Genomic DNA, 23141 nt, shown 5'->3' with positions numbered 1-23141 from the left:
CGGCGACGGAAGAAGGACGGTAGCCGAGTGTAACCCCGCCGGACCCCGGGCGGCGCGGGCCGCTACAATGGCCGGCCTTCCCGCGTTACGCACGATCCATGCCTATGTCCGTCCAGCCCGACGCCCATCGCAAGCAGCAGTACGAGGCCGCCAAGCTGGCCAAGCGCCTGCGTCACCAGGTCGGCCAGGCCATCGCCGACTTCAACATGATCGAAGAGGGCGACAAGGTGATGGTCTGCCTCTCCGGCGGCAAGGATTCGTACACGTTGCTGGACGTCCTGCTGTCCCTGCAGGCCAAGGCGCCGGTGCATTTCGAGCTGATCGCGGTGAACCTGGACCAGAAGCAGCCTGGCTTCCCGGAACACGTGCTGCCGGACTACCTCACCGCGCGCGGCGTGCCGTTCCACATCATCGAGCAGGACACCTACAGCACCGTCACGCGCGTGATTCCGGAAGGGAAGACCATGTGCAGCCTGTGCTCGCGCCTGCGGCGCGGCGCGCTGTACACCTGGGCGGCGGCCAACGGCATCACCAAGATCGCGCTAGGCCACCATCGCGACGACATCCTCGGCACGTTCTTCCTCAACCTGTTCTATCAGGCCAGCCTGAAGGCGATGCCGCCGAAGCTGCGCTCGGACGATGGACGCCACGTGGTGATTCGCCCGCTGGCGTACTGCAAGGAAAGCGACATCGCCGAATACGCCGGGCAGCGGCAGTTCCCGATCATCCCGTGCAACCTGTGCGGCTCGCAGGAGAACCTGCAGCGCAAGGTGGTCAAGCGCATGCTGGAGGATTGGGAAAAGCAGTATCCGGGCCGCAGCGAAACTATGTTCCGCGCGCTCGGTTCGGTGGCGCCTTCCCAGCTGGCCGACCGCCACCTGTTCGATTTCGCCTCGCTCGGCTCGCGCGAAGGCGCGGCCCGCGCGGACGCGCACCAATGGCTAGCCGGTGCGCCCGCCGATGACGAAGCCGCGCTCAGCTGAAACGGACGCCGAACCGTTGCAGGCGGCGCACGACGCTGCTCTTTTCCCAGACCAGCTGGCCGGGAACTCGTTCGAAGCGAAGCTGGCACAGCGCCAGTAGCGCGCTGCGCATCTGCAGCCTGGCCAGCGGCGCGCCCAGGCAGTAATGCACGCCCTGGCCGAATGCGGTGAGCTGCCGGATCGGCCGCGCGAGATCGAGCCGGTCGGGATGCGGAAACATGGCCGGATCGCGATTGGCCGCACCCAGGTCGAGCACGACCGGTTCGCCGCGGCGCACGAGCCGGTCGCCAATCGTTAGATCTTCGGCCGCGACGCGGATGTTCGTGCGCATGGGGCCGTCGTACCGCAGCAGCTCCTCGATGGCCGAATCCACCAGCTCGGGCTGGCGACGCAAGCGTTCGTGCTGGTCCGGATGCCTGAGCAGCGCGAGCACGCCGTTGCCGATCGCATAGGACAGCACTTCGGTGCCCGCAAGCAGCAGTAGCGAGCAGTTCGCCGCGAGATCTTCGTCCGACAGGCGGTCGCCATTCGCACGCACGTCCAGCAGATGCCCCAGCAGATCGTCGCGTGCCGGCGTGCGGCGGCGTTCGGCGACGTGGGCGCGCAGGTAGTCCATGACCGTGGCGATGGCTTTTTCGGCCCGGGTGGGGTCGCCGGCGAATGCGGTCGCCTCGATGATGCGGAAGGCATCGCCCGCCAGCGCGTCCAGCGCTTCCGCGTCGCGAACGGAAATACCCAGCATGCCGAACATCACGTGCCTGGGCAGGCCCAGGGCGAAATCCCGCATGATGTCCGGCTGGTCGGCATCGCGCAGACGCCGGGCGAGATAGTTCGTCCGCTCATCGATGGAAGCTTGCCAGCGCCGCACCGACGCCGCGTCGAACAAGGGATTCATCAGATGGCGCAGGCGTCGGTGCGCCTCGCCGTCGATGAAAAGCATGGCCTGGTTGATGAAGTCCGCGGCAGGACCGGAGCGCTGCCGGATGAGCTGGAAAATGATCGTCACCACCCCGCTCTTCTCGGAAGGCGTGCTTTCGCCCAGGAGATGGCGGCCATCCAGCAGAAGCCGCTTGTCGCGCAGCGCGGCCGAGACGTCGGCATGGCGCGTCAGCCACCACACGGACGCGCCGGTGGATGCGTCCGTCATGCGGTAGACCGGCTCGCGAGCCCGCAGCTGCCGGAGGATGGGATAAGGGTCTTCGATGAAATCGTCGTGTTCGGGATGGAACACGATGCTGTCGTGCGTGGCGGCGAACGCACGTCCCTCGCCCTTCGCCAGGGGCCGGCCAGCCAGCCGGGTGAGCGTCAGTTCATAGCGCGTCGGACGCAGGCGGGCGTTCATCGCCTCGGCGAGGGTCTGCGCGTGGGGCGCAAGCACCATGGCGTAGTGATCGCCGGGAACCTCCACGATCGACAAACGCGGACAATGCCGGTCCCAGCCCATGGTTCGCTCGTCGAAGCGATGCTCCAGGCGACGCGCAGGATGGACGGCGTGCCTGGGAAAACCGCCAAGTGCGCGGAACAGCACGACCGGTCCCGTGTAATACCGGGGCTCGTAAGCCACCATCGCGTCGAAGCTCGCCATATGCACGCGGACCAGGGCGTCGAGCGAATCGCCGGCGAGCGCATTCCCCGCGTTTCCGCGCAGCTCGTCCGCGAGCAGGGTGCGCTGCGTTTGTGCATCCAGCCCGGCCAGCGCGTCCACCGATCCGCCTGGCATGGCGCGCCCGGTGAAGCGGTGCGCGACATAGGCCAGCTCGTACAGCGCCATGACATCGGCGGGCATATCGGACGGCCCCGGGCCGCCGACGGTCGTGGTGTCGAGCAGCAGCAAGTCGGCGACCTCGTCGCCCTGCTCGGTGAGCTGCCTGGCCATGTCGAAGGCTACCAGCCCGCCGAACGAGTGGCCGGCGAGATGGTAGGGGCCGGTCGGCTGGATCGCCTTCAACTCGCCGATATAGCGCCGCGCCATTTCCTCGACCGAACCCAGGGGCGGCTCGGTAGCGTCTATCCCGGCAGCCTGGAACGCGATGCAAGGCCGATCCGTGCCGAGGGCGCGGGCCAGCGAGAGCAGATAGGCGACGCTGCCGAAGAGCCCGCCGACCACGAAAAGCGGCGCTGACAGCGTCAGCGGCTCCAGCGGCCTGGCATGGCGCAGTCGCGCCGCCTGTGGCGGCCCGTCTTCCGACGACCGGCGCGGCGCGGCGTCGATGGCGTCCTGCAGCGCGGCCAGCGTGGTCGAGCGCATCACATCCACCACGCTCAGTTCCCGATCCAGGCGACGTTCCAGAACGCTGGCCAGTTCGGCCGCCAGCAAGGAGTCCATCCCGATCTCGGCCAGCCGGGTATGCGGGGCGAGATCGCCAATCGGTACGGAGGTCAGTTCACTGACCAGGTGGCGCAGCGCTTCATCCACCGTCGCCGCTCTTGCCGCTGCCATCGCCGTAGGAGCGGGTGTTGGCGCCGATGCGGTCGGGGTGTCCTCCGCGCGGGCCGGTGCGCGCGGAAGGCTTCCCTGGAAATAAGCATCGAGGTGGCCGCCGAGGAAGCGCGCCTTGCAGGCCCGCCGGGCAAGCTTGCCGCTCGATGTCTTGTCGATGCTGCGGGGTTTGATCAGGGCGACGGAAGCGACGGCCAGTCCATGCACCTGCAGCACCTGGGCCTGGATGGCGCGGACGATATCCACGACCACGGTCTCCTCGGCAGGAGGCGCGATCTCCGCAACGACCGCCAGCGCTTCTTCGCCGGTTTGCTCGATAGCGAACGCGATCACCGCGCCCGGCCGTACCGATGGGTGGGCCTGTTCGACGGTGTGTTCGATGTCCTGCGGATAGTGGTTGGCGCCGCGTGCGACGATCAGGTCCTTGATGCGCCCCGTCACGTAGATGTGCCCGCGCTCGATGAAACCGAGGTCGCCGCTGCGCAGCCAGGTGTCGCTTTCGCTACCCTCCATGGTGCCCCGGAACGGGCTTTCGTCCGCCTGCTCCATGCCCCAATAGCCTTGCGCGACATGCGGCCCCTCGATCCAGATTTCGCCAATGTCCCCGGCAGCGCATTCGCGGCGCGTCGCCGGGTCGACGATGGCGACGCGCACGCCTTCGCAAGGCACGCCGCTGGAGACGATGGGGATGGACCGCGATGCTTGCTGCGCCACGGGCTCGAAGCGGTTGCGCGCAAGCGCTTCGGTGTCGGCGGAAACGACGTGCCAGCCCTCGGCAAACGGGGTCGAGCAAACGCCCACGACCGCTTCCGCGAGGCCATAGCCGGGCAGCAGCACTTCGCGACGCAGTCCCTGCGGCGCGAAGGTGGTGGCGAACCGTTCAAGCGAAGCGAGGCGGACCGGTTCGGCGCCGACCAGACACAGTTGCAGGCAGTCGAGCTGCCAGCCGGCGCCCGCGTCCGCAGCCTTGCGCGAGGCCAGGTCGAGCGCGAAGTTGGGCGCGCAGGTATGCGTGATGCGTTCGCGGTGGATGGCATCGAGCCAGAGCGCCGGCCGTTTCAGGAAGTCCAAGGGCGAGGCGAGCTGCGCCGTGCAGCCAGCGCCGACCGGCAACATGACGCCGCACATCAGGCCCAGGTCGTGATAGGTCGGCAGCCAGGAAAAGATTCTCGAATCCGGCGTCAGCCGGCCGGCGCGCTGGAACATGCGCATGTTCGCCATCAGGTTGCCATGGCTGACCATCACGCCTTTGGGCGCCGCCGTGGAGCCGGAGGTGTACTGGATCAGCGCCAGATCGTCCGGCGAAGGGAATGACGGAGCCAGGTCAGCGGACGTATCGCCCACTTCCGCTTCCGCATCCAGCCATGCCGGCACGGCCAGCTCCGGCACCAGGCGGGAGAGATAGTCCTTGAACGCCAGGATCTGCCGGCTCGTGACGATCAGGCTGGCGGTCGAATCCGTGACCACCGCTTTGAGGCGCGGCAAGGTCCGCTGCAGGTTCGAAGGGTCGGGCGGATAGGCCGGGACGGCGACCGCGCCCGCGTACAGGCAGGCGTAGAAGGCGACGACGAAATCCAGGCCGGGAGTGAACAGCAGCAGGATGCGCTGGCCTTTGCCGCCGGCATCGAGCAGCGCCTGCGCAAGCGCTTTTGCGCGCGCGGTCAGTTGCGCACAGGTCAGTCGGTCTGCCTTCTCCCCCGAGCCGTGGATGAAGCTGAACAGCTCTCGGTCCGGTGCTATGGCCGCCTGCCGGTCCAGGCATGTATGCAGGGAAATGAAAACGCCGTCCATCGCCTTCTCCCCATCGAACCCATCCTTCGATCGGCGCGACCTTAGCGGCGTCCGCGCAGAGAATTCGTGAGCGTCCAAAGGGGAGGCTTCGGCGCGTCCTGGCGGCTCGCGGCTTTCGCCGGGTGGATGGCCAAACGCTGCTGCTGCGGGCGCCCGCTGCTATAGTGGATCGGCTCGGCCGGCCGAACATCCCGCCAGCCCCACTCTTCTCCCCAGCCAATCGCGAGTTCCTGCTGTGTCGCACTTTGCATCCGTTGAAATGACCCCGGGCGATCCGATCCTGGGGCTCACCGAGGCCTATGTCGCCGATACGCGCCCGGGCAAGGTCAATCTTGGCGTAGGCATCTACTACGACGAACAGGGACGGATCCCGCTGTTGCGCGCCGTGCGCGAAGTGGAGCAGCGCCTGGCGCAGGAAGCGAAACCGCGCGGCTACCTGCCGATCGACGGCCTGCCCGCCTACACCCAGGCCACGCAGAAGCTGGTGTTCGGCCCCGAGTCGCCGCTGCTGGCGGCGGGTCGCGTCGCCACTTCGCAGACTATCGGCGGCAGCGGCGCGCTGCGCGTGGGCGCGGACACGCTGAAGAAGGCGCTGCCCAAGGCGAAGATCGCCATCAGCAGCCCGAGCTGGGAAAACCATCGCGTGGTGTTCCTCGCCGCCGGCTTCGAGGTGGTGGAGTACACCTACTACGACCCGCAGACGCACGGCCTGGATTTCGCCGGCATGCTGGCGGACCTCGGCAAGCTGGAACCGGGCACCGTCGTGCTGCTGCACGCCTGCTGCCACAACCCCACCGGCGTGGATCTCAACGCCGAGCAATGGCAGCAGGTGGCCGAGCTGGTGAAGGAGCGCAACCTGCTGCCCTTCATCGACATGGCCTACCAGGGCTTCGACCAGGGCATCGACGCGGACGCCACCGCGGTGCGCCTGTTCGCCGCTTCGGGCATCGAATCCTTCGTGGTGACCAGCTCGTACGCCAAGTCGTTCTCGCTGTACGGCGAGCGCGCCGGCGCGCTGTCCTTCGTTGCCGCCGATCGCGACGAGGCGCTGCGCGTGCAGTCGCTGGTCAAGCGTGTGATCCGCTCGATCTACTCCAGCCCCGCCACTCACGGCGGCGCCCTGGTGGCCGGCGTGCTCAACAGCCCCGAGCTGCGCGCGATGTGGGAACAGGAACTGGGCGAGATGCGCGAACGCATCCACGCGATGCGCGCCGGCATGGTGGAGAAGCTCGCCGCGCATGGCGCGCCGCAGTTCGGCTTCATCCAGCAGCAGGCGGGCATGTTCTCCTACTCCGGCCTGAGCAAGGCCCAGGTGGATCGCCTGCGCGAGGAGTACGCCATCTATGCGATCGGCACCGGCCGCATTTGCGTGGCGGCGCTCAATCGTTCCAACCTGGAAACCGTGGCGGCGGCCGTGGCGGCCGTCAGCAAGGGCTGAGCCCGGGCGTCACGCCACCGTCATCCCCGGTTGCTTGAATCCCGATCCGCCAGCAAGGCGCGGCATCCGCCGCGCCTTTTTCTTGCCCGGGGAAAGCAGCCATGAAGAAAGCGTGGGTCGTCCTGTCCGCCGCCAGCCTGCTGTGCGCGTCCGTCGCGCACGCCGCCACCTCGCGGACCAGCTGGGTCGTGGCGCAGGTTTACGCCAGCAATCATCCGCTCGCCGTCACGGACCATGCGGAGCTCGCCACCAAGATGTCGACGATGGCGGCCAGCGCTTCCAACTTCTACCGCGGCACCGCGCAGCTCTTCTACCAGGACATGCGCACGCTACCCGCTTCCAGCTACGCCACCGCGCAGACCGGCTATACCTGGATCGGCGGCGACGCGCACGTCGGCAACTTCGGTGCGTGGAAGGACAGTGGCGGCAATACGGTGTTCACCGCGGACGACTTCGACGAAGGCTATCTGGGCCAGTACGTATGGGACCTGCGCCGCCTCGCCACCGGCATGGTGCTGGCCGGCCGGGAGAATGGCCTGGCCGACAGCGACATCGGCAGCGCGATCAAGGGCATGGTCGGCGCCTACGTCGACAAGATGAACGACTTCGCCGGCAGCAGCGCCGAGTCCAGCTTCCAGCTCAAGAGCGGCAATACCTCCGGCGTGGTGCAGGACACGATCGACGCGTCGAAGACCGACACTCGCGCCGACCTGCTGGCCAAATACACGCAACTCAATGGCAGCACGCGCAGCTTCCAGACCATCGCCGGCAAGCTGGCCGCGGTCGACAGCACCACCTACGGCAACATCGTCGCCGCGATGAGCGGCTACGTGGCGAGCATCGCCACGTCCAAGCGCTACGCCGCGAGCTACTACCAGGTGAAAGACATCCGCCAGAAGCTGGGTTCGGGCATCGGCAGCCTGGGCAAGCTGCGCTACTACATTCTGGTCGAAGGGCCTTCCACGTCTGCGTCGGACGACGTGATCCTGGAAGCCAAGCAGGAAGTCGCCAGCGCCGTGGCGGGCGCAGCTGCCGGACAGCTCCCGGCAGCCGACTACGGCTATCACGAAGGCCAGCGCGTGGCGATGACGGCGAAGGCGCAGACCTTGAACGCCGATATGTTGATCGGCTACGCCACGATCGGCGGCCTGGCGTACTACGTCCATGAGAAGTCTCCTTACGCGGAAGACTTCGATGCCACCCAGCTGACCAGCGCCGGGAAGCTGAGCACGGCCGCCACATATCTCGGCCAGGCCCTGGCTTCGGCCCACGCGCTTGCCGACCAGGATTACGACAGCGCCATCGTCGGCTACAGCATCGACAAGCAGGTCAGCAATGCGGTGACCAGCACGAGCGGGCTGGCCTCGGAGATCTCGGCGTTCGCCTTCGGCTACGCCGATCAGGTGGAGCTCGACTGGCAATCCTTCGTCGGCGCCTACGGCGCGGGGACGCCGCTGTACTGAGGCGCCATCGCCGGGCGGACGGAAGAGGGCGGCAACGTCGCCGCCCTCTTGCTGCATGACTCAGTAGTCGTAGCTCACGCTCAACCGCACATAGCGCGGCAACTGGCGCGACGTCGGCGTCCCGTACAGCGGGTTGGCCTTGTTCGGCGAGGATTCCGCGTTCGGGAAGATCGCCAGCACCCGCTGTTCGTTGAGCACGTTGAACACGTTCGCGCTGAAGGCCAGCCGGCTCGCCGCGAAGGCCGGGCGATAGCTCACGCCCAGGTCGATCTGCCGGATCCACGGCAGGCGGCCCTGGCTGCCGGGCGGCGAAGGCTCGCCCAGGCAGAAGTGGTAGCTGTTGCCGTAGCCGGCCGGATCGGTGCGGTCCGTGCCGTAGTAGCCCAGGCAGGGCTTGGGCGCGCCCGAGATCAGGCTGAGATTGGCGGAGGCCAGCCACTCGGGCGTGATCTGGTAGTAGCCGAAGAGCTTGATCTGGTGCTTGTGGTCGTTGTTCTGCGCGCCGTTGGTGTACGCCATGATCCAGGAGTTGTCCCAGTCCTGCGTGGTCGACACGGCGGTCTGGCCGGTGCCGCGCGACTCGCGGTACAGGTCCGAACGCAACTGGCCCTCGGTGTTGCCGTAGCTGCGCGAGAACACGTAGGTCAGCTTGCCGTACCAGCGGCCGTCGAAGGGATGCTCCAGGAAGCTTTCCAGGCCGTAGTAGCGGCGCTTCAGGCGCGGGAAGCCGAACTCGGCGTTGCTGAGCGGCACGCTCACGTAGTTGCCGGAGGTATCCACCAAGGTAAAGGTGTTGGCCTTGCCGGGATTGAACAGCCAGCAGCTCACCGGATTGCTGTCGGTGGTGACGTCGTGGCCCAGCGACTTGGCCTTGGCCAGCACCAAGTCGATATCGCAGTAATCGTCGATCGCGTTGCGCAGAACGCGCTGCGTCAGCTTGGCGCCGTAGACCCAGTCGCTGCCCAGGGTCTTGGTGAAGCCCAGGATGAATTCGTCCTGGTATTCGGACTTCAGCCCCTGTGCGCTCACCGTCCGCGGATCGGGCAGCACGCCGAAGGCGTTGTTCGCCGACACCGGCACAGACATCTGCGTGAGCCCGGTGGGTGTGCCGTCCGCTGCGATGCCGCTGTAGGTGAAGTACTGCGAGGTGCTGACGTACGCGCCCGCGGCGTTGAGCGACGGATTCAGTGGCAGGCCCAGGTAGTAGCGCCCTGCATTGCCGTAGACCTTGAAGCTGGAGTCGCCGTTCACGTCCCACGAGAAGCCCAGGCGTGGCGCCCACTGCGGCTTGTGCTGGGTGATGTACGGCTGGCCGTCGCTGTTGTAGTTGCGGAACTGGTCGTTGCGCAGGCCGATCGACAGCAGCCAGCGCTCGGTGAGCTGCCACTTGTCTTCGATGTACTGCGCACGCTGGCTGGAACGCACGGTGGCCAGGCTGGAGGCGACGTTCTTCACCACGTAGTAGCCCTCGGCACCGTTGGGGAAGCCGCCGGTGGCCGGCACGCCCAGGCCGGTGGAGATCGGCGTGTTCGGATCGCCCTGGCCGTAGCTCCAGTAATAGCCGGGGCCCGAGCTGGCCGATCCCTGGTTGATCGCCTTGGAGGTCTGGTTGTCGATACCGGCGCTGATGGTGTGATCGCCGAGCTTGTAGGTCAGATCGATGCGCGTATTGGTGGTGCGGTTGCCGCGGCCGGGATCGAACAGCGAGACGATGGTCTGGCTGTTGCCGCGACCGACGCCGCCGTTGAGCGCAGGGTTCTGGTTGGTGACGCCGTCGACGTAGGTGAGGCTCGGGTCGTAGCCGCCCGGCGCATCGTAGTCGGACGTCTTCATGCGGCCGTACTGCGCGGTGAGCGTGAGCGCGTCGGTGAGGTAGCCAGTGTACTTGGCGGTGTACACGTCGCCGCCGGCCTTGATGTTGTCGTCCGCGCCAATGCGCGTGCCTTGCGCGCGGTTGACGTAGTCATAGCGGTAGACCGTGCCGGAGGAGTTGTACTTGTCGGACGCGCCGGTGACTTCGAGGATGTGGTTGTCCGTGATGTTCCAGTCGACCTTCGCGTACCAGCGCGGGTCATTCTGGCGATAGGCCACGTAGGGCTTGCCCGAGAGGAAGCCGCTGACGGGGTTCACCGTGTTGCCTTCCTGCCGTTCGTATTCCCCGGCGACGAACAGGAACAGCTTGTCCTTCACCAGCGGGCCGCCGGCGTAGGCGCTGACCGTGGTGGTCCACTCGCGATCCTTGCTGTCCGGCGCGTAGAGGTTGCCGGCCACCGGCGTGGCGGGCAGGCCGTTGGCGTAGCTTCGGTCGCGCTGGCCGGCGCGGGCGAAGGCCGGTTCCCACAGCACCTGCGCGCCGAAGTGCCACTGGTTGGTGCCGCGCTTGCCCACCACGTTGATCACGCCGCCGTCGGAGCGGCCGTACATCGCGCTGTAGCCGCCGGTGTAGACCTCCTGCTGGTCGATCGCGCCGTAGGGGAGGCTGAGGCCGCCGAAGCCGCGCAGCGGATCGGTGGTGGCAAAGCCGTTGATGTAGTACGCGTTCTCGCTCGCCGACGAACCGCCGAAGCTGACCAGCGATTGCCCGGTGGGGCCCTTGAAGCTGCCGCCGTTGTTCACCACGCCGGGCGCGAGCAGGGCGATGGCTTCGGAGCTGCGGCCGAGCGGCACCTTGGCGAGCTGGTCCGCGGTGACGACGGTGCGCGAGTCCACGCTGGACACGTCGATCGCCGGCAGGGCATTGGCAGTGACGCTCACGCCGCTCAGGTTCTTCGCCGCGACCGCGCCGGCGAAGGACACTTCGGTTCCCGCGCCCACCTTGATGGCGATGCCGTCGCGCGTCTCTACGGCCTGGCCCTGCCGCTGCAGCGTCACGGTATAGGTGCCCAGCGGCAGTTGCCCGGCGCTGTAGCGCCCTTTCTCGTCCACCGGGACTTCGCGCGTGAGTCCCGTACTGCTCTTGATCTGCACGCTGTCGCCCTGCGTGGCGTCGACCTGGCCGAAGATGCTGCCGGTGGTCGCCTGCGCCAGCGCGCCGCCCGCGAGGCCCAGGCCGATAGCCAGCGCCAGTAGCTGTTTGATTGCCGGTTTGCCGTTCGTCATTGCGTCGTGCTCTCCCCTTCGAGGGCGGCGCACGGGCTTCGCGCGGGCATGACGCGCCGCGGCAAACCCTGCGTTTCCGCATGTGCCTGATGTTGCGTATGCAATCCGATGGATGGTCGTCGCGAGGCTACCGGAAGCCGCTGACGCGGCCGGTGGTCATCGCCGAAGCATGGCCAGGCAACACTCTCCCTGGATGTTGCGATGCGACATGCGACCCCGTTATAGCGAATATTTTTTTGGATGTATAGATGTCCAAAACGAATCCGCTGCGCCACGGGGCGGCACGGCGCGATGCGGTATGGCACCGGATGTGCGCCGCCGCACACCGGCGACGGGCAGGCATGTCGATATCACCCGGGCGGCATGAGCGAGGGGTGGTGCGGCCCCATCCGGTATGATGGTCGTTTCGTGCGCCCCGATCCGGGGCCGCCAGACCGCCTGGAATCCGATCCCCTTCTATGTTTTTCCGCAATCTGACGCTGTTCCGCTTTTCTCCCGCCGTTGCCGAAGACCTCAACCGACTCGACGAAGCCCTGGCCGAGCACCGCCTGCGCCCGTGCGGTCCGCTGGAAATGGGCACCAAGGGCTTCGTGCCGCCCGTGGGGCGGGGCGAGGAAGCGCCTCTCACCCACGCGGTTAACGCCTGCACCCTGGTCACCGTGGGCAGCGAGGACAAGCTCCTGCCGGCCGCCGTGGTCAATGACGAGCTGCAGCGCAAAGTGCAGAAGATCGCCGAGGAGGAAGGCCGCAAGGTCGGCGGCCGCGAGCGCAAGCGCCTCAAGGAAGACCTGCTCACCGAGCTGCTGCCGCGCGCCTTCGTGCGCAGCTCGCGCCTGTCCGCCTACGTGGACAAGCGCCACGGCTGGCTGGTGCTGGACAGCTCCAGCCGCAAATCCGCCGAGAACGCCCTCACCCAGATGCGCGAGGCGCTGGGCAGCTTCCCCGCCGTGCCGCTGGCACCCGAGGAGGGCCCGCGCGTGCTGATGACCGACTGGCTGGCGACCGGCAACCTGCCGGGCGGCCTGGCCCTGGGCGACGAATGCGAACTGCGCGACCCCGCCACCGCCACCGGCGCCATCGCGCGCTGCCGCCGCCAGGAGCTGGACAGCGAGGAAGTGAAGGAACACCTGCGCAACGGCAAGCAGGTCTTTCAGCTGGGCCTGGTGTTCGACGACCGCATGAGCTTCGTGCTGGGCGAGGACCTGGTGGTCCGCAAGCTGAAGTTCCTGGACGTGGTGCTGGACGAGCTCGGCGACAGCTACCAGGACTCCGCCGCCGAGATGGACGCTCGGTTCGCCCTGCTGACCCTGGAGCTGGAGCGTTTGCTGAACAAGCTGGAAGAATGGTTCGGCCTGCCTCGACCGGCGGATGGCTGAGCACGCCAGCTGAACGTACCTTCGGCAGTTTCGAGGTTTTGCCCCGCGGGCCGCGCCATGTCGCGGCCCGTTTCATGAGCGGGCTCCCAGCCAGGGTTTTACCCGGTTTCTCCCGGCTCCGCGGCGGGCAACGCCCCCCGTCCCGACGTCACCCGGCCGTCTTGCATAGCCTGCATGCTCTCCCCACATTGGCGAGCGGAGAATGGCGGCACAGGGCGTGCGAGCGAAGAATAGGCGGTAAGACGGGGTAGTACCGATGGCGCAGCATCTGGAAGGCGATTGGCTGGAACTGGCGACCACGAGCGGCGGAACGATCCGCGTGCTCAAGTCGGCGCACCCGCGCGCACGACGCTTGCGCCTCACCGTCACGCCGAAGGGTGCGCGCGTGTCGTATCCGCATGGCACACATCCGGCCCAGGTCAGCGCGTTCCTGCGCAGCCATGTCGACTGGCTGGAAAAGAAGCTGGACGAATTGAACCTCGTCACCAAGCCGCTGCCGCCGCTGCGCCTCGGCTACGCCACCGAATTCCCGCTGCGCGGCGAAACCACGCTACTGGACTGGGCCGAAGGGCCGTATCCGAAAGTGGAGCCGTACGACGGCGGGCTCACGCTGGTGATCCCGCGTCCGCATACGCGTGCACTGCCTGTGGCGCGCGGCCTGCTCGCTTCCTATTTCGAAACGCTGATGCGCCGCGACGTCGCGCGCTGGATGGCCGGCTACGTGCCGCAGCTCGGGCTGGCGCCCACCGCCTTGCGTATCCGCCCGATGAAGAGCCTGTGGGGCAGCCTCGACACCCGCGACCGCATCAATCTCGATCTCGCGTTGGCGCTCGCACCGCCGGCGGCGCTGCGCTACGTGCTCGCGCACGAGCTGTGCCACCTGAAAGTGCGTAGCCATGCGCCGCGCTTCTGGGCGCAGGTGGAGAACCTGTTTCCCGAATGGCGCGAGCAGCGCGACTGGCTGCGCCAGAACGGGGCGATGCTCAAGGCCGAGCTGGATCGGCTCGTCGCCGACGTGGCGGACTGAGCAGCGTCGGATCGCCTGCGTTCAAAGCGCCGGGTATATGCACTCGACATCGCAGCGATGACGTCCCATCGATACGCGGAAGAAGCGCGGCCGCCTCTGCACGCGCGCAGCCGCGGGCTGAAACGCCGCGTCAATACGTCTCCCTGCCGTAGCGCAGGTACAGCCATCCGGTCAGCGCGAACGCCATCGCCGTGAAACAGGCCGCCACCACGAACAACGGCCCGTAGCGCCCGCCCGACACCAGCCAGCCGCCGAGCGGGCCGGCCACACCCAGCGCCAGGTCGGTGAATACCGAGTATGCGCCCAGCGCCGAGCCGCGGTTGCTGAGCGTCACGCGCTGCACGGCTTCCACGCCCAGCGCCGGGAAGATCAGCGAGAAGCCAAGGCCGGTGAGCGCGCCGCCGAACATCGCCACGCTCGCGCTGCCTGCCGCGGCGAGCACGAGCAAGCCCGCGAATTCGGCGACGAACGACACCAGCGCCACGCGATAGCCGCCGAAGCGCGAGATCGCTCCGCCGAACACCAGGCGTACGCCCACGAAGCACGCACCGAACACGCTCAGCGTCGCCGCCGCGCCGCTCCAACCCATCGCGGCGTAGTACAGCGTGACGAAGGTGGCGAGTGCGCCGAAGCCCACGGCGCCGAGCGCCAGGCCCATGCCGTACGGCAGCACGCGCCCGAACACGTGGTGCATCGGCAGGCGCTCGCCGGACGCCACTTTCGCGGCAGGCCGGCGCCACGCCAGCAGCAAGCCCAGCACCATCAGCAGCGCGCCGGCGATGCCGATCGCGACGAAGCCGAACGCGCCCGCCAGCTGCACGCCCAGCGGTGCGCCCGCGGCCAGCGCACCGTACGTCGCCACGCCGTTCCAGGAGATCACCTTCGCCGTATGCGCCGCGCCGACGCGGCCGATGCCCCACATGATGCAGCCGGTACCGACGCAGCTTTCGCCGACGCCGAGCGCGAGGCGGCCCAGCAGCAGCAGCGCGAGCGATGCCAGCGGCCAGGGCCGCAGCAGCGCGGCCAGGATCATCAGTACCGCGCTCGCGCCGCAGGCCGCCATGCCGATCAGCGCCGCGCGCTTGGGGCCGGCGGTGTCCGAGGTGCGGCCGGCGAAGCCGCGGCTGAGCAGCGTGGCGATGTACTGCGTACTGATCACCAGGCCAGCCAGCACGGCGCCATAGCCCAGCTCGCCGTGCACGAAGGGCGGCAGCACGGCCAGCTGCAGGCCGATCACCAGATAGGCCAGAAAGGTGAAGCAGACCACCTGGACAATGCGCCAGGTAAGCCGCAAGCCCTGGGGCTCGTCGCGGGAAACCGTGTTCATGGGGGCCTTGATGCGAAACCGCGCGCGAGCGAACAGCGTGCGCGCCCGTGTATTGTCGCAGAGCAACATGGCCCGCGGCGAATGAAAAGACCGTTACGCGGGGGCTCCCGCCGGGCCTTCAGCCGTCCGCGGCAGGGAAGTCGACGTGACCGATCCAGTTGCGCTGCCGGCGCGCCAGGCGGTCGCCGACGCTCTCGCCGTCCAGCGAGCTGGAGCTACGCTGCAGTCGTGCCGGATCGACGTTCTCGAAGGTGTTGACGTTGACCACCGCGTACAGCCGTCCGTCGATGCGGCTGGTCACCAGCGGCGGCACGCCGCAGGTCATGCAGACCTGGAACGCGGCGGTTTCCGTGCCGAAGGCATAGCGGGAAACGCGCGCCGGATCGGCGACACGTACGGATAGCCGTCCATCCGGATAGGAGGTCCACACGCCGCCGTGGCGCGTGCAGAACGTGCAGGTGCAGGCGCGCGCAGGAATCGACGCGGGATCGGGCTGCCAGTCCAGCGTGAAGGCGATGTTGCCGCAGTGGCAGCGCCCTTCGATCAGCATGTATGCCTCCTTCCTGCCGCTTCGATCACCGCGTCCGTCAGCCCAGCGGCATGTGCTGCAGCGCGAATGCGCCCAGGATGCGTGCCGTCTCGTCCGGCTTTTCCAGCACCGGCATGTGATTGCAGCCGGTGAGGATGCTGGAACTGATCGAGCTGGCACGGCTCAGGCCGCCACGCAGGCTATCGAGCGCGGAGATATCGATGATCTTGTCGTCGTGGCACCACAGGCCGAGCACCGGCATGGTGAGGCGGTCCAGGCGGTTCTGCACGGACAGATACTGCGAGGGATCGCGCAGCTCGTTGAACGTGCGGTCGAGGTAAGCGCGGTCGCGCTGGTTCTTCTCGACCAGCACGTCCTGGAAGCGCCCCGGGATATTCGGCATCTTTTCGAAGGCCAGCAGCGTCGCGTGCTCGAAACCGGCACGGTCGTCATAGGCGAAGGGGTTCTTGCCGCTCAGCGCGCCGCGCGCGAAGTCGTTCTCGTTGGCTTTCAGGCCGAAGGCGTCGACCAGCGCGAGGCCACCCACCTTCTCCGGGTGGTCGGCCGCATAGACGCTGGCGATGGCGCCGCCCATCGAATGCCCGACCAGCATGAAGCGCTGCAGGCGCAGCGTATCGACGAAGCCCTGCAGGCGCGCGGCCTGCGCGTCGATGTTGTAGCTGGCGCCGTCCACGCGCGTGGAATCACCCCAGCCCGGCAGGTCCGGCGCGATCACGTGGAAATGCGGCGTGAGCAGGCGCAACTGCTCCAGCCAGACGTTCCTGTCGGCGGCGAAGCCATGCAGCAGCACCAGGGTCGGGCCCTGGCCGCCTTCGTAGTAGACCCACTTGGTATCGCCCACCTGCACCGAGTGCGTCTCCACGTGCGCGGCCATCGCCTTGCGCGCGAGCTCGGCGCGCAGCAGCCACTGCGGCGCGAACAGATAGCAGCCGCCCAGGCCGACGCCCAGCACCACCGCCACGATGACGAGGAACTTCAGGCGCCGGATCAGCAGGCGCTGCCACAGGGGGCGCTGGTTGGCCGCCGGGCCGGCGGGAAGGGAAGGCTTGCTCATGAAGAGGGTCCGCGCTGGGGGAACACAGGCATGTCGGGTCGCGCGCCGCGCCGATCAAGTGCGGCGCGGCGCGCGATGGCGATCACTTCGCCGGCTTCTTGGCCTTGTCGATGATCCGCTGGACGGCGTCCTGCGTCATCGGGTGGTAGCCGGCCTTGGCTTTCGCGTACACCTGCTCGGCGTAGGCGAGACCTTCCGGCGTCTTCACGAACGCCTTGTACAGCGGCGTGGTGAGGTACAGACGGCCGATGCGCGTCATGTGCTCGGCGGCGGCGCTCCACACGTCCTTGTCGCCGGCGGCGATGGCGTGGCTGTACCAGCGCATGCCGATCTCGGCATTCGGCGTGCCGGTGAGGTGCCAGGCGGCATCGAGCTGCTTGAGCTTGTCCAGCGGCGCGACGTCGGGCATGCCATCGAGGAAGTACATCCATTCCTGCGTGTTCCAGCCCTTGGCATCGAGCTTGTCCGCCGCCAGCGAGCCGCCGAGGAACGCGCTGCGCTCCTTGTCGATCGCCTCGAAGCGCGGCGAGGCCGGCAGCGGCGCGTTCTTCGGCACACCCGGCTCGTAGACCCATGCCTTCACTTCGGCCCAGTCCATCTTGCCCGGGTTCTTATCGAACAGATTGGCCTTCAGGTAATCCAGCATCTGCTCGGTGGTGATGCTCTGGAAGGCGAAGTGCGCGAAATAGCCCTTCAGGTAGGCGTCGAAGGTCTCGCGGCCGAAGCGCTGCTCCAGCGTGCGCAGGAACCAGGAGCCCTTGTCGTAGGCCACGTCGGAGAGCGCATCGTCGGCATCGATGCCGCGCGGTTCCGGCGCCAGCTTCTGCGCATTGGCGGGCATCTCGCCGATGTGCTTCTGCAGGCCGCGCGCGGAAAGCAGGGCTTCCTCGTCGGCCAGGGCCTTGCCGTAGACCGCCTCGGTGATGCGGCCCTGCACGTAGGTGGTGAAGCCTTCGTTGAGCCAGATATCGCGCCACGCAGCGCTGGTCACCAGGTTGCCCGACCACGAATGCGCCAGCTCGTGCGACACCAGCGAGACCAGGCTCTTGTCGCCCACCAGCACGGTCGGCGTGGCGAAGGTCATGTTGGGGTTTTCCATGCCGCCGAACGGGAACGAGGGTGGCAGCACCAGCAGGTCGTAGCGGCCCCACGCATAGGGGCCATAGAGCTTCTCGGTGGCCTGGATCAGCTTTTCGGTGTCCTCGAATTCCTTCGCCGCCTTGTCGACGACGCTGGGCTCCGCGTACACCGCCGAGCGGGGGCCGGTCTCCTTCACCGCGATGTCGCCTGCGGCGATTGCCAGCAGGTAGGAGGGAATCGGGTGCGGCTGGTCGAAGCGGAAATCGCCGTCCAGCGCGTGCTTGGCGTCGTTGAGCGCGCTCATGGTCACGCGCACTTCCTTCGGCGCGGTGACGTGGGCGCTGTAGGTGAAGCGGATCGCCGGCGAGTCCTGCAGCGGCACCCACGAGCGCGCATGGATGGATTCCGACTGCGAGAACATGAAGGGCAGCTTCTTGTCCGCGGTCTGCTCCGGCGTCAGCCATTGCAGGCCGGAAGCGGTCGGCGCGGTCGTGTAGGCAATGCGCACCTGCGCCGGATGCTGCGGCGCCTGGATCGTGAGCTTGCTGCCGAGCTGCTTGTCGGCCGGCGCCAGCGCGTACGTCAGCGCCGTGGCCTTGCCGGCCGCGTCGAGCGCTTCGACCTTGGCGATCTTCAGGTCGCGCGTGTCGAGCACCAGCGTCTTCGCCTTCGCGTCCTTCCAGTCCAGCTTCAGCGTGGCCTGGCCGTCGAGCTGCTTGTGCGGGAAGTCGATCTTCAGGTCCAGGTCCAGGTGAGTGACGCGCACCTGGTCGGGCTGGGCGTAGGAGTGCGGATCGGCGGCGTAGGCGGCCATCGGCAGGGTGAGGGCGCCGATGGCGAAGGCGCAGAGGAGGCGCATGGGGTGCTCCGGTGGAACGGGAGGGGCGAGTATGCCATCGCGGTGTGGGGGTGGCTTGTGGCGGGGGTCATTGGGTCCTGGGGGCGTCCGTTTGGGTGGAGGCCTGGCGGTCGAGGCTGGCGTGAGCCCGCGAGCCCCAACGGGTGCTAAGGGCCGCCTTGCACTCACCTACTCGTCATTCCGGCGCAGGCCGGACGAAGCGCGTAGCGCGGAGAACGCCCGTAGGGTGGCCCCGAAGGGGCGAGCGTAGCGAGTCACCCAGTGGCGGTATCGCTCGGTTGTCGCCTCGTCGCCAGCCTTGTCTCGCCCCGTGCGGGGCGAGGGGTTTCGCTCTCCTGCCGGAGAGCGAGTTACTTCTTCTTGCTTGCCCAAGAAGAAGTAACCAAGAAGAAAAGGCCCCCTGCGCGGCGCCCTTCGCAGCCTACGCTGCTCCGGGTGCGTTGAGGGCTGGCCGGGCTTTTCGACAGGGCATCCATGCCCTGATCGAAAAGGCGGGGACGTCCTGTCCCCGCCCGCCTTCGGCGGCCTGATCGTCCAGCCCTCACCGCCGCGAAGGGAACCCGGGAGATCAAGAGCGACACGGAGCGTCGCTTCGCTCGCTCTTGTTTGGTCGGTGGTTGCTTGCCGCAGTACTGCACTTCTCCTTCTCCCCTTCGGGGAGAAGGCGGGATGAGGGGCGGGTGCTCGCGAATCCCCTCCCAACCGCGACCGAACCCCGCGCTCAACGCGGCGCATGCGGATCGACCGAATACGGATATCGTTCCGCCACATATCCAGGCTGCGCCTCGACGCGATCGAACCACGCTCGAAGATGCGGATAAGGCTTCAAGTCGAAGCCCGCCTCTTCAGCCAGCCGCGTATAGGCGAACAGCGAGATATCGGCGATGGTGTAGTGCCCGCCGGCGATATACGGTCGCATGGCCAGTTGCGCATCCAGGATGGATAGCGCGCGCAGGCCCGCGTTCCGCTTCAGCTCCACCATCGCCGCGCCGCGTGTCGCGAGCTGCCCGGTCAAGGTCCAATAGCGCAGCGAGCCGATGACCGACTCCACGCGCTCCTGCTCGAAGCTCAGCCACTGCCACACCTTGGCGCGGCCGAACGCATCGCCCGGAAGGTACGGCGTGCCCTCGGCGAGATAAGCGAGGATGGCGTTGGACTCGGCCAGCGTGCGGCCGTCTTCCAACTCGATCGCGGGCACGGTACCGGTAGGGTTGATGCGCAGGTACTCGGGACGCTGGCCTTCGCCTTCGAAAATGCTCACCGGCACGGTGCAATGAGGAAGGTCCAGATGGCGCAGCAGTTGGCGGATCTTCCAGCCGTTCTGCGAGGGCAGGTAATCGTAGAAAGTCAGCACGAGACGAGTTCCAAAAAGAGTTGCCTGCAGGATCGCGGGAAGCTCCTCGCGCCACCCTCCGAATCTTGCTCGCGGCCCGCGCGATGGCTTCGCCGCGGTGCTATGCCGCGCCGACGAATGAGGGGAACACGGACGGAAGCCAAAGATCTCCGCTGCGGTGCGATGGCATTATTCGGCATCGTGTGATCACGCGTTTCCCGGAGGAGTCCTTCGTGCATCCACCGTTCGGCCTGGAAGGTCTCGCGCCGTGCACCGCCGCGGATGACACCTGGGCGTACTGGCGTCCGGCCGTTGCAGGCATCGTCGAGCTCGGGACGGTGCGGGGCACGGACGTCGGGCTTCCCGGACATTTCCACGATGAGGACCAGATCACTTTCGTGATCGCCGGGCAACGCCGTTTTCTATTGGGCGACGCGCAGGTCACGATCGCCGCGGGCCGCGGCCTCTGCATTCCGGCAGGCATGGCGCATCGCTCGTTACCCGAATCCGGCGGGGTGTTGTGTATGAACCTTTATCTGCGCGCCGGCGAATACGACACGCATCGCTTGCTGGATCGCCTTGCAAAGGCCTGGCCCATCCAGGGCGCGGCATGGGACGCGCTGGTGGAACAGGCGCGCCGGCGCCATCGTGACCCTTACCCGCCACTAGCCGCCGGCCGACCGCTGATGAGTCGTTCGGCGACTTCGGTGCGGGCTGCCGCGAGCGAGTTCGCGATGAGCCGGGAGGGTTACTCCCGCGCGTTCCGGCGCCGGTACGGCCTGCCGCCGCAAGCGTTCGATATCGTCCGCAGGCTCAATCACGCACGAGGATTGCTGCGTGCCGGTACGCCGCCGGCGGACGCGGCCGCGCTGGCCGGATTCGCCGATCAGAGCCACCTGGGACGCTGCTTCCGGCGGATCTTCGGCGTCACGCCAGCCCGCTATCGCGCCGGCTGAAGCCGGTCACATCCGTTCCAGACGGGCGCCACGCGCACAGCCTAGTCTTCCTGGAAGCAGCGGCCGGTGGCGGCTCGCGCGTGATCCGGAGTGCCCATGGGCATCGCATCGACTGTTTTTCTCTATCTGGCCGTCATCGCCGCGGGCATCAGCGTGGCCGTGCAGCAGGTGCTCAACGCCAACCTGCGCAGCGAGATCGGCTCGCCATGGTGGGCGGGCTTCGCCAGCTATTTCGTCGGCATGCTGGCCATGCTGGCATTGGCGCTCGCCACCAAGGGTCCCCGGCTTGCGGAGGTCGTGTCCGCCCGGTCCGCTCCCGTGTCCTGGACCGGCGGTATTTTCGGGGCCATCTTCGTCGGTACTGCGATCCTGACGATTCCGCGGCTGGGCGCGGCCACCGTGCTCGCCCTTATCGTCGTCGGGCAGATGGCGGCGGGGATCGCCATCGACCATTTCGGATTCCTCGGCTCGCCGCAGCAGCTTGCGAACCCTGCGCGGCTCGTGGGCGCCGTATTGCTCGTGGCGGGGGTGCTGCTGATCCGGCGGTAGCCAGGTCCGGCAAGGGCGCATGTCAACCGAAAGCTTCGTTCGCGCGTCATGGGCGGATGCCGCCCATAGGGTGACGATCGGTCGCGCTTATGTCTCTTAGCTCCCGCCGCCACGGCTTCCTGTTCATGCTTCTCCAGTTGGCTGTTTTATGTGCCATCGCCATGCTTGCCGGCGGGCTCCACGCCCAGGCTTCGGTCGCGGCGAGCTATGGCGGTGCCTGGCGTCTGGACGATGGCAACAGCGACAGCGCCGATACGGTGAAGCGACTGCTGCGCGAAGCCGGGCAGAGTGCTGCGGCGCCTGCGGCAGCCTCGTCCACGGGCGCTTCCACACCAGCCGCACGTCCGGGCCAGGGCGGCCATCGCGGCGGGGGGATGGGCCGCGGCGGCATGGGTGGCGGCGGCATGGGCGGCCATGGTGGACGCGGCGGCAAAGGCGGCCGTGGCGGCGAGACGGCCAAGGATGAGAAGGGCGAGGATTTCCGCGGCGACTATCCGCTGCCGCCCACTCTGGAACACGACAACGTGCTGCTCGTGCAGCAGGACACGCAGTCGATCCAGGTGCGCTTCGCCGACGGTTCGGCCATGGACGTGCGCCTCGATGGCCAGAGCCGCCAGACCCTGGCCGGCAACGCGATGGTCAGCGCGCGCCGTGAATCGGACGGCCTGCACGTCTCGATCCAATATGCAGACGGCTCGAAGCTCGACCAGCGATGGATGCTGGCGCCGGACGGCAAGCAACTCACCGTGCTGGGCGAATGGCGCGCGCCGGGCATGGCGCAGCCGGTGAGCTTCCGGCGCGGTTACGTGGGCCTGCCGTAACCGCGTGAGCGAAGCTAGCCGTACCGGTCCGCCAGCCGGTCCGTCGCGGTGACCAGCACATCCACGATGGCCGGCTCGTTCGCCGCGTGTCCGGCCGTGACCACGTGGAAATCGGCTTCCGGCCACGCTTCGGCAAGGTCGTACGCATTCTTCACCGGACAGATCAGGTCGTAGCGGCCGTGCACGATAGTGGCGGGGATGCGGCGGATCTTCGCCACGTCGCGCAGCAGCTGGCCCGGTTCCAGGAAGGCGCGATGGCGGAAGTAGTGCACCTCGGCGCGTGCCTTGCTGATGGCCGATTCCTGCGTGCCCGCGTCGGCGGGATCGTAGGGCGTGTCCTCCAGCGCGATGCAGCTGCTTTCCCACGCGTCCCATGCCAGCGCGGCGGCCAGGCGCACCTGCGGATCGGGATCGTCCAGGCGGCGCCAGTAGGCCTCGACCATGTCGCCGCGCTCGGCCTCGGGGATATGCGCGAGGTAGCGGTTCCACTCGACCGGCCTTACATAGGCCGCGCCGGCGCCAAGTTCGTTGAACCAGTGGAGCTCTTCGTCGCGCACCAGCCAGATGCCGCGCAGCACCAGGCCCAGCGCGCGCTCGGGATGTGCCTGCGCGTACGCCAGCGCGAGTGTGGAACCCCACGAACCGCCGAATACCACCCAGCGCTCGATGCCCAGCGCTTCGCGGATCGTCTCGATGTCACGCACCAGGTGCCATGTGGTGTTGTCGCGCAGCTCGGCAAATGGCGTGGAGCGACCCGCGCCGCGCTGGTCGAACAGCACGATGCGGTAGCGCGAGGGATCGAAGAAGCGGCGGTGATAAGGCGACACGCCCGCGCCCGGGCCGCCGTGCAGGAAGATCACCGGCAGGCCGTCGGGATTGCCGCACTCCTCCACGTAGAGGTTGTGGAGCGCATCCACCTGGATGCGTTGCGTCTTGTACGGTTCGATCTCGGGATACAGCTGGCGCATGCGGCACGCTCCTTGGCAATCGCGCGA

16 protein-coding genes are annotated in these 23141 nt (G+C 67.6%); 8 read left to right on the top strand and 8 right to left on the bottom strand.

The window, feature by feature from the left end; translation table 11 throughout:
• The first annotated feature begins 104 nt into the window (after positions 1 to 104).
• Entirely contained in the window at positions 105 to 983 is an 879-nt protein-coding gene (ttcA, locus tag RKE25_RS21760) for a tRNA 2-thiocytidine(32) synthetase TtcA (RefSeq protein WP_311840173.1), read from the top strand.
• On the opposite strand, the gene RKE25_RS21755 is transcribed toward ttcA, so the two are convergent.
• Complete coding sequence (locus tag RKE25_RS21755; RefSeq protein ID WP_311840172.1) at positions 976 to 5214, bottom strand: cytochrome P450; 4239 nt, start codon at positions 5212 to 5214, stop codon at positions 976 to 978. The two genes, ttcA and RKE25_RS21755, sit on opposite strands and share 8 nt — an antisense overlap.
• A 235-nt stretch (positions 5215 to 5449) precedes the next feature.
• On the opposite strand from RKE25_RS21755, the gene RKE25_RS21750 reads away from it, so the two are divergent.
• Together RKE25_RS21750 and RKE25_RS21745 are read left to right on the top strand one after the other, a co-directional pair.
• Positions 5450 to 6652: an amino acid aminotransferase gene (locus RKE25_RS21750; RefSeq protein ID WP_311840171.1), complete on the top strand. Its 1203-nt coding sequence runs from the start codon at positions 5450 to 5452 to the stop codon at positions 6650 to 6652.
• 101 nt (positions 6653 to 6753) lie between these two features.
• Positions 6754 to 8115 (top strand): DUF2252 family protein, encoded by a 1362-nt coding sequence (locus RKE25_RS21745; RefSeq protein ID WP_311840170.1) that lies wholly within the window; start codon positions 6754 to 6756, stop codon positions 8113 to 8115.
• 60 nt (positions 8116 to 8175) lie between these two features.
• Here RKE25_RS21745 and RKE25_RS21740 read toward each other — a convergent pair whose 3' ends face one another.
• Positions 8176 to 11214: a TonB-dependent receptor plug domain-containing protein gene (locus tag RKE25_RS21740; RefSeq protein ID WP_311840169.1), complete on the bottom strand. Its 3039-nt coding sequence runs from the start codon at positions 11212 to 11214 to the stop codon at positions 8176 to 8178.
• 458 nt (positions 11215 to 11672) lie between these two features.
• Between RKE25_RS21740 and RKE25_RS21735 the strand changes: the two genes are divergently transcribed.
• Positions 11673 to 12590: a recombination-associated protein RdgC gene (locus RKE25_RS21735; RefSeq protein ID WP_311840168.1), complete on the top strand. Its 918-nt coding sequence runs from the start codon at positions 11673 to 11675 to the stop codon at positions 12588 to 12590.
• Between the two features lie 256 nt (positions 12591 to 12846).
• Positions 12847 to 13617, top strand: a complete 771-nt coding sequence (locus tag RKE25_RS21730) for a YgjP-like metallopeptidase domain-containing protein (RefSeq protein WP_311840167.1) — start codon at positions 12847 to 12849, stop codon at positions 13615 to 13617.
• A 130-nt stretch (positions 13618 to 13747) separates the two neighbouring features.
• Here RKE25_RS21730 and RKE25_RS21725 read toward each other — a convergent pair whose 3' ends face one another.
• The 5 genes from RKE25_RS21725 to RKE25_RS21705 form a co-directional block, all read right to left on the bottom strand.
• Positions 13748 to 14944: an MFS transporter gene (locus RKE25_RS21725; protein WP_311840166.1), complete on the bottom strand. Its 1197-nt coding sequence runs from the start codon at positions 14942 to 14944 to the stop codon at positions 13748 to 13750.
• A gap of 118 nt (positions 14945 to 15062) precedes the next feature.
• On the bottom strand, positions 15063 to 15494 hold the full coding sequence (locus RKE25_RS21720; protein WP_311840165.1) for a hypothetical protein: 432 nt from the start codon (positions 15492 to 15494) through the stop codon (positions 15063 to 15065).
• A 37-nt stretch (positions 15495 to 15531) separates the two neighbouring features.
• Positions 15532 to 16548: an alpha/beta fold hydrolase gene (locus tag RKE25_RS21715; protein WP_311840164.1), complete on the bottom strand. Its 1017-nt coding sequence runs from the start codon at positions 16546 to 16548 to the stop codon at positions 15532 to 15534.
• Positions 16549 to 16630: 82 nt separating this feature from the next.
• Entirely contained in the window at positions 16631 to 18487 is a 1857-nt protein-coding gene (locus RKE25_RS21710; RefSeq protein ID WP_311840163.1) for a M1 family metallopeptidase, read from the bottom strand.
• Positions 18488 to 19208: 721 nt separating this feature from the next.
• Positions 19209 to 19841, bottom strand: coding sequence for a glutathione S-transferase family protein (locus RKE25_RS21705; protein WP_311840162.1), 633 nt, complete (start codon positions 19839 to 19841; stop codon positions 19209 to 19211).
• Between the two features lie 182 nt (positions 19842 to 20023).
• Between RKE25_RS21705 and RKE25_RS21700 the strand changes: the two genes are divergently transcribed.
• The 3 genes from RKE25_RS21700 (at position 20024) to RKE25_RS21690 (ending at position 22146) form a co-directional block, all read left to right on the top strand.
• Positions 20024 to 20776, top strand: coding sequence for a helix-turn-helix transcriptional regulator (locus RKE25_RS21700; protein ID WP_311840161.1), 753 nt, complete (start codon positions 20024 to 20026; stop codon positions 20774 to 20776).
• A 96-nt stretch (positions 20777 to 20872) separates the two neighbouring features.
• Complete coding sequence (locus RKE25_RS21695) at positions 20873 to 21325, top strand: DMT family transporter (protein WP_311840160.1); 453 nt, start codon at positions 20873 to 20875, stop codon at positions 21323 to 21325.
• Between the two features lie 125 nt (positions 21326 to 21450).
• On the top strand, positions 21451 to 22146 hold the full coding sequence (locus tag RKE25_RS21690) for a hypothetical protein (protein ID WP_311840159.1): 696 nt from the start codon (positions 21451 to 21453) through the stop codon (positions 22144 to 22146).
• A 14-nt stretch (positions 22147 to 22160) separates the two neighbouring features.
• Here the strand turns inward: RKE25_RS21690 and pip are convergent, their stop codons facing one another.
• Entirely contained in the window at positions 22161 to 23114 is a 954-nt protein-coding gene (gene pip / locus RKE25_RS21685) for a prolyl aminopeptidase (protein ID WP_311840158.1), read from the bottom strand.
• Positions 23115 to 23141: the final 27 nt, after the last annotated feature.

It is taken from the genome of Dyella sp. BiH032 (assembly GCF_031954525.1).
In the GTDB taxonomy this organism is placed as follows: Bacteria; Pseudomonadota; Gammaproteobacteria; order Xanthomonadales; family Rhodanobacteraceae; genus Dyella_D.
Note: the sequence above shows the minus strand (reverse complement) of the source record. Positions and strands in the feature narration are given on the sequence as shown.